The sequence below is a fragment of the Gottfriedia acidiceleris genome, assembly GCF_002128425.1.
Classification (GTDB): Bacteria; Bacillota; Bacilli; order Bacillales; family Bacillaceae_G; genus Gottfriedia; species Gottfriedia acidiceleris.
Genome location: NZ_NESS01000006.1, coordinates 317,487 through 332,703, shown reverse-complemented (window position 1 = coordinate 332,703; position 15,217 = coordinate 317,487). Strand labels below are relative to the sequence as shown.

Genomic DNA, 15,217 nt, shown 5'->3' with positions numbered 1-15,217 from the left:
ACTAATGAACTTGCTAAAGATTTATCTTCTAATTTTTCAGCAGCTGGTACATCTGAGTTACCAATTTGAATTGCTCCTGTTGATACTTGGTTTACACCAGTACCACTACCGCCACCTTGGACTGTAATTGATACTTGTGGGAACTTCGCCATAAATTCAGTAGCCGCTTCGTCAGCTAGTGGTTGTAATGCTGTTGATCCTGCAGCACCAATTGTACCTGTTAATTCTACTTTTTTATCATCTGTACTTGTCTTGCCAGTTGTTTTTTCATCTTTATTAGAACATCCTGCTAACATACCTGCTATAGTCATTGCTGCAAATGTTAATTTTAATCCACGTTTCATTATTGTTTGTCCTCCTAAGGAAAATTATTATTTTCTACATCTCTAACTATAGAAAAGAATAATTAACGTAGTTTTAAACGATTGTAAATAATACGTAAAGTTGTTTTAAGTTAACAAAATAAAGATAAAAATAAGACTTTTAGTGTGAAATAGAATTCGACATAAAAAAAATGAAAATGAACGATCTCTTTCCGTCCATTTTCATTACTATTTGTCACTACTAGTTTTAAGAAAAACCTATTTATTCACTTTTTCAACGCATAATTTTAATACGGTATTCAGTAAAACATTTGCCCCTTTAGCGCAGTCCTCATATGAAGTTAATTCATCTTCACGGTGACTATACCCATTTACACTTGGCACAAAAATCATAGCCGTAGGGATATAGGAAGCAATGAATTGAGCATCATGTCCAGCACCGCTATACATTCGATTTTCTTTATACCCTAACTCTTTGCAAGCATATTCAACAGCATTGACTACTTCTTCATTAAAATCTACTGTGTCTCGATCCCATAGACGTGTAGATTTTATTGGACAACCGCTTATATTTCCTGGCAACTCTTCCACCATTCGAGTTACTTCTGCAATGACCCCAGGATCCTGATGTCTCGCTTCTAAAGTAAAGGTTACTTCTGAAGGAATGACCGTATGAATATTAGGATAAGCATTCATACGACCAATTGTATAAACAAGATCTGAATCTAGTCTCTGTAGTTGTTTTTGTAAGTCTACAATTAAATTAGCAGCAGTGAACATTGGATCTTTGCGCATGCTGATAGGAGTTGTACCTGCATGATTTGATTCACCAAAAACAGAGATTTCATAGCATACCATTCCTAGTACCCCTTCTACTACACCGATATCTAAGTTTTTACGTTCGAGTACAGGTCCTTGTTCAATATGTAGTTCGATATAAGCTCTGGCTTCTTTTAAACGATTTGTTTCAGAACCTTCAAAACCACTTACATTTAATGCTTGAGCAAAAGAAATTCCATTTTTATCTGTTGAAGCAATCATCTTCTCTTTATCAAATTTACCTGACAGTACTCCAGAAGACATTAGTGATGGCTCAAATCTTGCCCCTTCTTCATTCGTAAAGTTGACAATTGTAATCGGGTAGTCTAATTCGATGTTTTCTTCTCTTATTGTATAGACAGCCTCTAAAGCTGTGAGTACACCTAACACGCCATCAAATCGTCCGCCCTTAATAACTGAGTCCATATGAGAACCTATTACGACCTGCGGCAAGTTTTCCTTACCCGGTAATGTTGCATACATATTCCCCATATCATCATATTTAACTGTCATTTCCACTTCTTCACATAACGATTGAAATTTCTTCCTTGCAGCAATATCTTCGGCAGATAATGCTAGTCTAGTGACTCCGTTGTTTTCCGTTTTACCATATTCACTAAACAACTCAATTAATTTTTGAAGTCGATTAGCATTCGTCTTTATCATGTGAACGCCTCCTTTAATTATTGGGCAATTTCTTCTGATCCATGCTCAGCCTTTTCTCTTTCAACCAATGCGTTAGTTACTAAACTTACGCCCACACTGATAATAATATTAATGCTAATTGCTACAAATCCAATGTTAATATCATTTATTGAACTTGGAATAGTAGGAAAAATATTGATTAATTTAAATGAAGTTATTGCATTAAATAATACGATGGAAACCCCTGTAATAACACCAGCAATCGCACCGTACTTATTCATTAGTTTTGTGTTAAAGAAACCGAAGATCAATGCTGGCACTAATTGAGTAATTAAACCATATGACATAATGTTTAAAACAGCCAACGCTTCTCCGCCCGTAATAGTAAATACATACGCTACTAAAATAATAAATAAAACAAATAATTTAGATACATTCAGTTGCTGACGATCACTTGAGTTTGGCTTAATTAATTTGTAAAATCCAGTCATTAACCCTACTGCTCCAGACATAACCATTACAGAAACAGGAACTAATGCAGTTAAAAGTCCTGCCCCACCAACAATTCCTACAAACCAAGGATCAAATGTTTTCATAGTAAGACGTAATAGAGAAAGATCACCTTCAGGCCCTTGTAATCCTGGCACTTGAATGATTGCGGCAAATCCAATAAAGAAGGCAAATAAAATTAAGATTGTATACAAAGGCAATGTGATCGCATTTTTCTTTAATGCCCGTTCACTTTTAGCTGCTAAAACAACACTAAAAGATTGTGGTAAAAGGTAAAAACCAAATGCATTAAGAACAATTGTTGAAATAAACCAAGGCATACTATAACCTTCAGATGCGAATGTTAAAGCTTCTGGCTTAACTGTTTGGACAGCTTCAAATAACGGTCGAATACCACCAAAATAATGATATGGAATATAGATACCTAAGAATACAATGACAAATAAGATTAAAATATCTTTTAATACCGCATTCCAAGCAGATCCATGGATACCTGAGTTAATAACATAAATTGCAACAATAACTGCACCGATTGTAGAAGCAATTAATGGCGTAATAACACCATAAGAAGCTTCGGAAACGATAATCCCTAATCCTTTTAATTGAATTACGATGTACGGTACAAGTGCGATTAAACCTATGAAAGCTACAACCATACCTAAAGCCTTACTATTATAGGTTTTCATAAAGTATTGAGGCTGTGAAATAACATTATTCTTCTTTGCAAAACGCCAAATTTTTGGGATAATCCAATAGGAAAGTACATAAGCCAAGCAAATATAAGCTGGCACATAATATGCTGCCGCACCATTTGAATAGGCCCAGCCACTGCCGCCTAAAAAAGTAAAAGTCGTATAAACTTCACCAGCAATTAATAAGAATACGAATATTGTACCGAATCCTTTATTACCTACCGCAAACTCATTTACATTCATTTCTTTCCCACGACTTGCGCGAATCCCTAAATATAATGCAACGGCCCCAATAAAGAAGATAATTAGTAAGGCAACATTCATTCAAATTCACTTCCTTTATTGGTAGAATCTAATTTATAAACGATGAACAGAATAACAGATGATAGAATCATCCATAATACAATCCAAAATAGTAAGAATGGCACTCCTAAAAAAAAGGGTTCTATACGATTAGCTAATGGTAGAAGGACACACATTCCTATAAAAGGAACAATCAGTAATAATTGTGAATATTTTTTCACTTGCTACCCACACTCCATTCCTCCAATTGATTTGCATATACTATTTCACCATTTAAAATTGTCGAGTCTACTTTTACTTCGAGTAAATCTTCCACCTGACAATCTAATATAGAAGTATTTAAAATAACTAAATCAGCCAATTTTCCTGATTCTATGCTTCCTTTAGAATCTTCATCAAAACTTGCATAAGCCCCATTATACGTATACATTCGAATCGCATCCATTAGCGATACTTTTTGTTGTTGTCCAAAATCTGTATTTTGTCGTGTTAAACGAGTAACAGCTGTGTATATGCCAACTAAGGGATTAACTGTCGTGATCGGAGCGTCTGAACCAGCCGCTGTGATGATGCCTTTGTTCAATAAATCTTTTGCCGCGTACATATAATTGGTTCTTTCACCATAGTTACGAATATAACTTTCTCCGAATTCATAAGGAAAGGAAGGGTTGAGTATAGGAATGACATTTAGGGCCTTGGCTTTTTCTTGCAAATCAGGTGGACAGACGCCTAAATGTTCAACACGGTGACGATGATCATCACGTGGAAATTCATTTAAGATATTTTCGATGACACTCAAATATTGCTCAATCGCTCGGTCACCTTGAGCATGAACTGTAATTTGATAGCCATTTCGATGTGCTGGGGAAAAGATAGAATAAAGTTCTTCTTCTGTATACTGTAAATAACCGTAATTATTGCCATCACTTGTGTACGGTTCACGAGTTGCAATTGTCGGGCCAGTACTACTACCATCAGTGAAAAGTTTAGCTGGTCCAATTTTGAAAAAGGCATTTCCTGTATTCGTCAGTACTCCAGCTGCTAACATATTTTTAGTAAAATTCTCGCAATCGTTCAAACTGCCGATTAATGCATAAACTCGAGCTTTTAATTGCTTATTATTTGAAGCAATTTGCATAATTCGAAAGCTATTTTCATCGAATCCACCGGCATCATGGACACTTGTAATACCATAAGCAAATAATTGTTCCTGTGCTTTCATTAGTGCATTAAATAATTCTTCATTACTATAAGTCACATTTTGATTAAATTCTAAAAAGGCATTTTCAATGAGGCGACCAGTAAACTTGCCGTTATTATCTTTTTCGATTGTTCCGCCTTTTGGATTAGGCGTGCTTGTATCAATTTTGGCGATCTTTAAGGCAGTTGAATTAACAATCCCAATATGTCCACAAGTGCGGGTAATAACAATCGGATGTTCCTGTGTAAGTTCATCAAGTTCTTCAATCGTAGGATATCGTTGTTCCTTTACCATTAACTCATTAAATCCAAAGACACGTATTATATGTCCATTTTTAGTATTTTTAACGGTGTCAGCTAATTTATCTTTTAGCTCTTCAATCGAATTAATTGCGGGATTTTTACAATCGAGGTGCATTAATGTATTTCCGTATAAAAAAAGATGCATATGAGCATCAATAAAACCTGGTAAAACAGATCTTCCATGCAAATCAATGACTTGTGTTGAGACAGTTATATATTTTTTTATTTCTTCTGTTGTTCCTACAGCTGCAATCTTATTCCCTTCGATCAGACATGCTTCAAAGACTTCATTTTCACTATTTACTGTAATCACTTCACCATTTAATAAAGCTGTCTTTTTCATTCGCACACCCTCTTTATCTAAATTTTATGAATATACAAAAAATATAACATAGCTTTTTAATCGCTCGATATGCACATAATGTAAAAAAGTTCCCTTTGTCGTTTTACATTATGTTATATTTTCTGTATAAAGCATTGATAAACCTTTTTCTAAAGAGGAGGCTATATATTGTCTTATTCACTTAAGATTCAAGATTTATTTGATAAAAAACATTTCAAAAAGGCAAAAATTCTAGCTGGTCGCAGCGGGGTTTTGAATACTATTAAGTGGGTACATATACTGGAGTCAAAAGAAATTGGTACCTTCATTAAAGGCAATGAATTAGTATTAACGACTGGAATACAACTAACTCAAGAAAAGACGCTTTTCGAATTTGTAGAGCAACTAATTAGTAAAGAAGCAGCCGGATTATGTATTGAATTTGGTGAACATATACAAACTGTACCGAATAATGTAATCGAGCTGGCCAATTTGAATAATCTCCCAATTATCGTGTTTAAAGAAATCGTCCCATTTATAGAGATCACACAAGAAATACATAGTATGTTAATTAATCAACAATATGAAATGATTAAACGATTGGAAAACTATTCGCAAGAGATTAACAAATTAACTTTGAAAATTACTCACTACGAACATATTTTAATGAGGCTTTATAAATATTTAAATATTAACGTTGCATTTATCATTAACGGTCAGCAACCTTCCTTTATTCCAAATGAAAAACAGCATATGTATATGAACTTAAGAGACAAATACGAAAAGAAAAACGAAAGAAAACATTTTGCAAAATGTGAAGTAAACATACTAGAGGAAAGCTATGGTGAGGTATGTATTTTCACCGAGAACCGTACTATAAATGAATTCGAGTTATTAGTACTAGACAGAACTGTAACCGCTTTATCTCAATATTTGTTACGCAGTCTATACATAGAAGAGAAACAAACTATTTACTCCCGCGTATTATTAGAATCTTGGTTAAATGGATCATTCGAAGATTCCACCATTACCTCCTTCTTACAAGAACAAAGCTATCATAATTTAGTAGATTGCGCTTATTTCGTCTTAATCGATCACATAAAGATTTCAAAAAAAGAATACGATTTAAATTATTATAAATTATACTCCCGTAATATTTTTGAAAATAAAGGCTTCGTTATCTTTTTATTGGAGGAAAAGCAAAGACTGATTTATATCATTGCAGATATTTACGGATACGATACAAAAAAGCGTATTTTAGACTGCATTGAAAAAATCAAGAACTTCAGAATGAATAATAATTATATAGACTTAAATGTCACTTCTGCTGTTGGTCAGATTGTAAATGATTATAAATTAGTACACCAAAGTTTCGAAACTGCACAGGATACATTATTAATCCGCCAAAACGCTCTTCAACTTTCTTATTTTTATGAAGATCTCTACTTACATCAATTAATTCTTCAAATGCAAAAAAATAAAGCAATTATGGATTTAGCAAAGAACTATTTATATCCCCTCTATGAATATGATGCAAAAAATAATGGAAATTTGATCGAAACATTACAAGTTTATTTGCAATGTAATTGTTTAAAAAATGAGACTGCTAAAAAGCTATTTATTGTCCGTCAAACGTTATATCATCGGTTGTCCAAGATTGAAAGTTTAATAGGAACTGACTATATGCTTCCACCAAAGCGGCTCGCTGTTGAGTTAATGTTGCTGGCTACTCAGGATAATTTTCAATTTACAGACTTAGAAAAACTTTCTTTATAAACGGCTTTTCATATCTGCAGCTATTTTATTGAATAACTCGCTTTATAAATCCCCTTTATTTCACTCAAGTCAATTTTGTTTGCCTGAATGAAATAAAGGGGATTTTTTACTTAACAAAGTGTCAATATGTGAAACGGTTTTTAGTAAACATTTTACATTCTGTCTGATGATAATTGCGTTAAAAAACTTCACAATAAAGACAGATAAACAAATTACTAAAGGAGTGGCTCAAATGGAAAATGTTCGTATAGCTGAAAATTTGATTTCAAAAGATGAGAAATATCTATGGCATGCAATGAAGCCATATAACCCGCAAGCTACAACTATTATTCAAAAAGCTAAAGGAGCTTGGCTAACAGATATTGATGGTAATCGTTATTTAGATGCAATGTCTGGATTATGGTGTGTAAATGTTGGTTATGGAAGAGAAGAAATTGCAAAAGCAGCATATGCCCAGCTTCTAGAGAACAACTATACACCATTATCTCTTAGTCATCCTTCTGCAATTTTACTTGCCGAAAAAATCAATGAATTACTAGGCGGAGATTATGTAGTCTTCTTTTCTAATAGCGGCTCGGAGGCAAATGAAACAGCATTTAAAATTGCCCGTCAGTATTTTCAGCAAAAAGGACAAGGAAATCGATATAAGTTTGTTTCACGCTACCGCGCATATCATGGGAACACGATGGGAGCACTCGCTGCAACAGGGCAAGCCGAGCGCAAATATAAATACGAACCTTTAGCACCAGGGTTTATTCATGTGAAAGCACCGGATCAGTATCGCTACAATGAGGATGGCTTTAAGAATGCTAGCGAATTACCTTCCGTTAAAGCGGTAGACGAAATCATGACATGGGAACACTCAGAAACAATTGCGGCGATGATTTTAGAGCCAATTATTACTGGTGGTGGAGTCATTATGCCTCCTGAAGATTACTTAAAAGGTATCAGAGAAGTTTGCGATAAACATGGTGCCCTATTAATTGTTGATGAAGTAATTTGCGGCTTTGGACGCACAGGAAAAGCCTTCGGTCATCAACATTACGGAGTGCAACCTGACATCATTACAATGGCAAAAGGACTTACGAGTGCATACATGCCACTTTCAGCAACAGCAGTAAAGAGAGAAATTTATGAAGAGTTTACTAAAAACGGAAACTATGACTATTTCCGCCATGTAAACACATTCGGGGGTTCACCAGTTGCATGCGCAGTTGCCCTAAAAAACCTAGAAATTATGGAACGTGAAAACTTATTTGAACAGTCTTCAAAAATGGGTGCGATTCTACTTGATGAATTAAAAGAGAACATTTCACACCACCCTCACGTTGGTGATATTCGAGGAAAAGGGTTACTAATCGGAATCGAGTTAGTAGAAGATCAATATACGAAAAACCCTTTAAATATCGAGAAAGTCAATCAAGTAATTGCTAAATGCAAAGAACGAGGACTAATTATTGGTAAAAACGGTGTAACAGTAGCAGGCTATAACAATGTATTAACACTATCTCCTCCGTTAAATATTACAACTGAGGAAAAAGATTTCATTCTTTCTGGCTTAACGCAAGCAATAAATGAAACTTTATAAAATCAAAAGTAATGGAAGATAAAACGCACTCTAACGTGATTTATAGAAATGATAGCTGAACTTTGAAAGGAGAACTAGAAGATGACAAATATTACTGAGGTAAAAGAACTTACACATTATATAGATGGAAAAATACTTGCTGGTAAAAGCGGTCGTTTCCAAGATGTATTCAATCCTGCAACAGGCGAAGTTATTGCCAAAGTTCCATTAGCTTCGGTAGAAGAAGTGAAATATGCAATTAAAAAAGCAGAAGCAGCCTTTCCTGCTTGGCGTGACCTCTGTGTTGCTAAACGTGCAGAAATTGTAATGGTATTCCGAAACTTGCTAATGGAAAATAAAGATAAAGTAATCGAATTAATTTGTACAGAAAGCGGAAAAACAGAAGAAGATGCAATGGGTGAAATTACTCGAGGGATAGAATCAGTAGATTTAGCTATTAATGCTCCTCATTTAATGAAAGGCGAGTATTCAGTAAATGTAGGTGGACAAATTAATGCTTATTCTGCTAAGTATCCACTGGGCATAGTAGCAGCAATCTCCCCGTTCAACTTTCCAATTATGGTGCCACTTGCACAAACATGCATGGCAGTAGCAGTTGGGAATGCTGTAATTTTAAAAGCTTCTGAGCGTGTACCTATGACAGCTTTATATATTAGTGAGTTATGGACAAAAGCTGGTCTCCCAGATGGAATTTGGACAGTAATCAATGGAGATAAAGAAGCAGTAAATGAATTGCTTGAAAACCCAGCAGTACAGGCAATTTCATTCGTTGGTTCCACACCTGTTGCACGTTATATTTATGAAACAAGCGCTAAGTATGGCAAACGAGTTGTTGCTTTAGGTGGTGGTAAAAATAATATGGTAGTCATGCCAGATGCCGACTTAGAACAAGTAGCGAACGCCTTCATTAGTGCAGGCTATGGAGCCGCCTCCCAACGATGTATGGCAATTTCAACATTAATGCCTGTAGGACAAGAAACAGCTGATCGTTTAGTAGAAATTTTAGAAGAAAAGATTAATAGGTTAAAAGTTGGAGCTTACACTCAAAGTGCCGATTATGGACCAGTTATATCGCAACAAGCGAAAGAGACTATCCTAAAAGCAATTGATCGCAGTGAACAAGAAGGTGCGAAAATCGTCTGTGATGGCCGTAATAAAGACATTACTAAAAATAACAAAGGCTTCTTCCTAGCTCCAACTTTACTGGATCATGTTAAACCAGGCATGGAAATTTATGATGAAGAAGTTTTCGGCCCTGTTCGTAATATTGTACGTGTGGATTCTTTAGAAGAAGCAATTAAATTAATCAACCAGCATGAATTAGGAAATGGCGTAACGATTTTTACAAACAATGGTTTAGCCGCTAGGAAATTTACGACTGAAATTGACGTTGGTATGGTCGGCGTAAATGTACCAATACCAATTCCTGTGGGTTACCATAACTTTGCCGGCTTTAAAGGCTCAAAATTTGGCGACGGGCAAATGTTTGGTCCTGACCAAGCGCGCTTCTATACAAAGACGAAGACGATTTCGGAGCGTTGGTTGACTCCTAGTGAAAATAGTAGCTTATCGTTTGCGTTTCCTAGTAATAAGTAATCATTTTAATAGACACAAAAAGACGCGGTCCCAGATTGTTAATTGGGAGCGCATCTTTTTGTATTTGAGCTATGAATCTCTTTCATTACTCTCCTCTATTATTTTTTAATCTCAAATAGTAAAATTAGCATCTGTGAGCGTATTTTGCTCTACACATTCGTAGATTTATCCCAATAAATTTTTGCTACATCTTTTGCTTATACAGCCATACCGTGTGCAAACAATTTCTCTTCTCTACTTCACTCCAACTATCTCCTTTATATGTATTCCTTCGCGATCTCAATTCCTACATCTTTTGCTTTTTCAAATACAGAATAGGAAAAAGCTCCCCTACTCTACTACTTCTCTAATATCATCTATTTCTATTAGTTGACTTACAAATTTACTATTCCACAAATCTTCTACCGTTTCATTTACTGCTATTATCCCTTTATCAGCCAGTTTATTTAAATTCATATGAACCCTATCTTGAATTGTCATTAGGTATATTTTATTCAGAAAATTTGTATTATTTAGCCATTTTCCATTGATTTGTGTTAATAAAAAGTTATAATTAGTTTGAAAACAATTTGTGCAAACGTTTGCAAAACTAAGCAATACCTACATACATATTTTTGATGCAACTTTTGTACAAACGTTTTCTTAATTTAGAGAGAAGAAAGGGGTTTTTTCATGAGGAGAAAACAGAAATCAATATTATCGCTCGTCACTGTATTAGGATTAGTTCTCCAGATGGTTCCGGGATTTTTTACAAATGGAACTGTAAAAGCAGCAGAAACGATGGCTAGGCAAGTTGTACTTGTTGGAAGCTTTCAAAAATTGTTAGGAAATTCAGGCGATTGGGACCCATCTTCACACCAAACAGAAATGGTTTATAAAGGTAATGGTCTTTATACATTTAATGGTACTTTACCGGCTGGTGAATATGAGTACAAAATCGCTATTGGTGGAAACTGGTCAGAAAATTACGGTGAAGACGGAAATCCTGGTGGCAACAACATTAAACTAATACTGTCTGAACAAAAAGATGTTACCTTCTACTATAATGATAACACTCATTCAATTACAGACAGCACGCACTACACCTCTTTAGTAGAAGAAAGACAACCTCGCATTGTTGGAACAATTCAACCTGCAATTAATGCAGGGGCAGCTTGGAGCCCAGCGGACTCTACAGCATTTTTAAAGGATGATAATTTCAAAAATATCTATTCGTTCACTACAAAAGTGCCAAGTGGTACATACGAATATAAGATTGTACTGGGAAAAGATTGGACCGAGTCCTACCCTACTTCCAATCTGAAGTTAAATGTACTCTCTGAAACTACTATTACATTTTTCTATAATAATCAAACTAAAGAAGTATATACAGACTATAAGCCAACAGGCTCTGACGGCTGGATTGATCAGAACGCCCTCTATCATGATTCATGGGACGTAGTATACCGAAAGCCATTTGGGGCTGTTGCTGCTAAGACGCCTGTCACTTTCAGGATTTCGGCTAAGAAAGGTGACTTAACAGGCGCGAGCCTCTATGTAAAAAACTATAATTCAGGTACAACAAAAGTCTTATCTATGAAAAATGTAGGATGGTCAAATACAAATGGTAAAGGTGATCTTGAGTACTGGGAAGCTATGTTAACTCTAGCAGACAAAGGTATTTATGGGTATAAGTTCATTGTCAGAGATCAAGATACAACCGCAGAATATGGTGAAGACACACAAGAAGGTCATACTGGAAAAACTGTAGATAAAAATGCAAGTCTTTTTCAACTGACAGTATATGACCCGCAGTATCAAACTCCAGATTGGATGAAAGAAGCTGTAGTCTATCAAATCTTTCCTGATCGCTTTTATAACGGCAACAAGTCAAATGACAATGTAAAGGATAAAATTGGAGCTCGTGGTAATCAACAAATCGAACATCCTACTTCTTGGTCAAGCTTACCAGACAATCCGAATGAAAAAGGAAGTGGTTCGTATACTGGAGACGGCGAGTTTAGTAACGATTTTTACGGAGGAGACATTTCTGGAATCAAAGCCAAGCTTGATTATCTTCAATCACTGGGAGTCAACACACTCTATTTAAATCCGATTACTCTTGCACCATCTAATCATAAATATGATGCAACAGATTACAAAGAAGTGGACCCGATGTTTGGCTCAGAAAAAGAATTTAAGGATTTCACAAAAGAATTAGCGAAGCGTAACATGCATTTAATTTTAGACGGTGTTTTTAACCACGTCTCTGACGATTCAATCTATTTTGACCGCTATAACAAATATAAAACAGTTGGCGCTTATGAATATTGGTCTCGTGTTTATAATTTGATGAATGATGAAAAATTGTCCGAGGCTACTGCCAAAGAGAATGCGAAAAAGCAACTTCTATCCGAAGGCCAGTCCTTTAGCCCGTACGGTTTTGAAAACTGGTTCCATATTGAAAATGTTAAAGTTCCAAACGAAAAAGTTAACGGTGTTTCAACCGGAGAACATTATAAGTATGAAGGTTGGTGGGGCTATGACAGTCTCCCAGTATTTGAATCAAAAGAAGGTTCAAAAGTTGATCACCCTAGTGAACTTAACAACACTGCATTAGCTAACTATATAATGTATGATAAGGACTCTGTAAGCAAATCATGGATTGATCGAGGTTCTTCTGGATGGCGTTTAGATGTAGCGAATGAAGTAGACAGCTCATTTTGGCAGGAATTTCGAAAAGAAATTAAATCCAAGAAGATGACAGGTTCAGGACAAACTCTTCAAAAAGATGAAAAACCACTTATTCTAGGAGAAATTTGGGATGATGCTTCCAAATACTTCTTAGGAGATCAATATGACTCCGTAATGAATTATCGTTTCCGAGGTGCCATATTGGATTATTTAAAAAATGGTAATGCAGAAAATGCACAAAATTCACTCCTTGCTGTCCAAGAGGATTATCCAAAGGAAGCTTTTTATGCTCTTATGAATCTAATGGGATCTCATGATACAGCACGAGCTATATTCCTACTAGGCAATGGAACAGATACTTATAACAGAGCTGAACAAGATCCGAACTATAATTACAATGAAGGTGTGAAACGATTAAAGCTAGCCTCTATCCTTCAAATGGGTTATCCAGGTGCACCAACCATTTATTATGGAGATGAAGCAGGTCAAACGGGATCAAAAGATCCAGATGATCGCCGCACGTATCCATGGGGAAAAGAAAACCAAGATTTGATTAAACATTATCAAAATATTGGTCAAATTCGTAGTAAAAATTCCGATTTATTTAGTCATGGAGATCTTCACCATATTTATGCTAAAGACGATGTATTAGCTTACGTTCGTACTAAAGGTACAAAATCAGCTCTTATCATCATTAATAGAGGGAAAACTGAACGAACTGTTGATGTTGACACAAAAAAGCTGATTGCAAACGGAATCCGTCTAGAAGACCAATTAGATAAAAAATACGCTGCTACTGTGAAGGATGGCAAGTTAACATTGACCATACCTGCTGAATCAGGAAGAATGTTACTTTCTAGTAATGACGTGAAAAATCCACAGTCAGTTAAAAATGTAATCGGTACTGTAGGCTCTAAACAAATTACGTTAAGCTGGACAGGAACTGGCACAAAATTCAATGTTTATCAAACAACTGTTGCTGGCGGATTATGGACAAAAGTAAAAGAAACTAAAGACACTAATGTAACCATTTCAGATTTAAATAATGGGCGCAACTACTATTTTTCTGTAACTGCTGTAGATTCTAATGGGAACGAATCTGAACCTGCTGTTTCAGTTGGTCTCGTGCCTCATTACGATGTTAGCAAAGCTAGCGTGTCCAATATGACAGCTTTAGCCAACCAGGAGCTGAATTTAGCGCTTGATTCTAATGTTAAAGCAACTTTTTACTTGCAAGGTGCAACAGAAACAGGACCAGCTGAAGGAATTAAGGCCGAGCTTCAAGTAAGAATGAAAGGCCAGACTGCTTGGGAGTCATACCAAGCTCTATATAATGGTCAGACTCAGGAAAATCAAGCTAATGAGTTTCAAGGTAGCTTCACACCATTAGAGGCTGGCCAATATGAATACCGAATGGCCTTTACACCTGATTTAGGAAATACATGGGTATACTCTGAAACAAAAGAAGTGAATTATACACGTAGCACTTTAGATACTACTCCCCCTGCTAGTAAGGTCAATGTGGAAACACCAATTCAAGAATCTGGTCAGGTTAACTTGAACTGGAAACTTACGCAGCCAGATCAGCCATATAAAACTGTCATTTATCGTGACGGTCATATACTTACTTCAGTAAACGGGGACACTACTACCTTCCGTGATTATCAGGTCACAAACGGTACAACATATAATTACCAAATCCGCGTCTTTGATCAGGCAGGGAACTACGTGGATTCAAATACTGTAACTGTCACACCAGATATTGTCATGGTACAAGTCACCTTTAAGGTGCATGCACCAGATGACACTCCATTGTCAGCACAAATGAATATACCTAACAGCTTAAATGGTTGGAATACAGGTGCATGGTCAATGAGCCGAAATGGCGCAGTTACACCGGATTGGGAATATACAGTTGAGCTTGAAGAAGGAACTGAAATTACCTATAAATATACGAGAGACAACACTTGGGATCATGAAGGATTAGCAGACCATACACCATCTGATCGATCAGACGATGATATCAGTTACTATGGTTACGGTGCGACTGGAACTGATATGAAAATAGTTGTTTCAAACCAAGGTGGCAACAAAATGACTGTCCAAGATACAATTTTACGCTGGATTGATAAGCCGCTTGTAGTAAGCCAAATTGATGTAAATGGTTCAACTTTAACTCTCAAAGGGAATTCTATTAAAGGAGCTAACCTTACCATCAACGGGGAAAAAGTAACTGTTGATAATGAGATGAATTTTACCCAATCTTTTAATCTAAAAGACGGTCAGACACTAGTACCAGTACACATTGAACCAACTGATACAACCAAAACCACGATTTTTAAAGGTGATGGCGGTTCAATCAACAAAAACACAAAAAACTATGTGATAGATGTTATTAATAAAACGATTAGTGAGTCCAACTAATTAGAAACAAGGTCTACCGATTTTGGTAGACCTATTTTTGATT

Annotated in this window: 9 protein-coding genes; 4 read left to right on the top strand and 5 right to left on the bottom strand. The window is 35.8% G+C overall.

The genetic code is table 11. The features are described 5' to 3' along the window. From B6K90_RS13965 to B6K90_RS13945, 5 genes are all read right to left on the bottom strand, one after another. A partial coding sequence (locus B6K90_RS13965) for a substrate-binding domain-containing protein (protein ID WP_174567634.1) occupies window positions 1-344 on the bottom strand: 344 nt, incomplete at its 3' end. A 237-nt stretch (window positions 345-581) separates the two neighbouring features. After that, window positions 582-1,808: a Zn-dependent hydrolase gene (locus tag B6K90_RS13960; RefSeq protein ID WP_088013387.1), complete on the bottom strand. Its 1,227-nt coding sequence runs from the start codon at window positions 1,806-1,808 to the stop codon at window positions 582-584. Window positions 1,809-1,825: 17 nt separating this feature from the next. Next, on the bottom strand, window positions 1,826-3,313 hold the full coding sequence (locus B6K90_RS13955; RefSeq protein ID WP_088013386.1) for a sodium:solute symporter family protein: 1,488 nt from the start codon (window positions 3,311-3,313) through the stop codon (window positions 1,826-1,828). Continuing rightward, window positions 3,310-3,513, bottom strand: a complete 204-nt coding sequence (locus B6K90_RS13950; RefSeq protein ID WP_268875920.1) for a DUF3311 domain-containing protein — start codon at window positions 3,511-3,513, stop codon at window positions 3,310-3,312. The genes B6K90_RS13955 and B6K90_RS13950 overlap by 4 nt, the downstream gene beginning before the upstream one ends. Next, the gene (locus B6K90_RS13945; protein WP_088013385.1) at window positions 3,510-5,138 is read right to left on the bottom strand and encodes an amidohydrolase; all 1,629 of its coding nucleotides are present in this window, start codon (window positions 5,136-5,138) and stop codon (window positions 3,510-3,512) included. The genes B6K90_RS13950 and B6K90_RS13945 overlap by 4 nt, the downstream gene beginning before the upstream one ends. 168 nt (window positions 5,139-5,306) lie before the next feature. Here B6K90_RS13945 and B6K90_RS13940 point away from each other — a divergent pair, with 168 nt between their 5' ends. From B6K90_RS13940 to B6K90_RS13920, 4 genes are all read left to right on the top strand, one after another. Next, window positions 5,307-6,893, top strand: a complete 1,587-nt coding sequence (locus B6K90_RS13940; RefSeq protein ID WP_088013384.1) for a PucR family transcriptional regulator — start codon at window positions 5,307-5,309, stop codon at window positions 6,891-6,893. Between the two features lie 232 nt (window positions 6,894-7,125). Beyond that, window positions 7,126-8,481, top strand: a complete 1,356-nt coding sequence (locus B6K90_RS13935; RefSeq protein WP_088013383.1) for an aspartate aminotransferase family protein — start codon at window positions 7,126-7,128, stop codon at window positions 8,479-8,481. Window positions 8,482-8,562: 81 nt separating this feature from the next. Next, the gene (locus B6K90_RS13930) at window positions 8,563-10,077 is read left to right on the top strand and encodes a CoA-acylating methylmalonate-semialdehyde dehydrogenase (RefSeq protein WP_088013382.1); all 1,515 of its coding nucleotides are present in this window, start codon (window positions 8,563-8,565) and stop codon (window positions 10,075-10,077) included. 672 nt (window positions 10,078-10,749) lie between these two features. Continuing rightward, on the top strand, window positions 10,750-15,174 hold the full coding sequence (locus B6K90_RS13920; protein WP_088013380.1) for a pullulanase X25 domain-containing protein: 4,425 nt from the start codon (window positions 10,750-10,752) through the stop codon (window positions 15,172-15,174). Window positions 15,175-15,217 lie beyond the last annotated feature (43 nt).

Bases quoted from the DNA above. Each gene is read 5' to 3' on its own strand.
- B6K90_RS13960 (WP_088013387.1), bottom strand. From the start codon at position 1,808: ATGATAAAGACGAATGCTAATCGACTTCAAAAATTAATTGAGTTGTTT.
- B6K90_RS13955 (WP_088013386.1), bottom strand. From the start codon at position 3,313: ATGAATGTTGCCTTACTAATTATCTTCTTTATTGGGGCCGTTGCATTA.
- B6K90_RS13945 (WP_088013385.1), bottom strand. From the start codon at position 5,138: ATGAAAAAGACAGCTTTATTAAATGGTGAAGTGATTACAGTAAATAGT.
- B6K90_RS13935 (WP_088013383.1), top strand. From the start codon at position 7,126: ATGGAAAATGTTCGTATAGCTGAAAATTTGATTTCAAAAGATGAGAAA.
- B6K90_RS13930 (WP_088013382.1), top strand. From the start codon at position 8,563: ATGACAAATATTACTGAGGTAAAAGAACTTACACATTATATAGATGGA.
- B6K90_RS13920 (WP_088013380.1), top strand. From the start codon at position 10,750: ATGAGGAGAAAACAGAAATCAATATTATCGCTCGTCACTGTATTAGGA.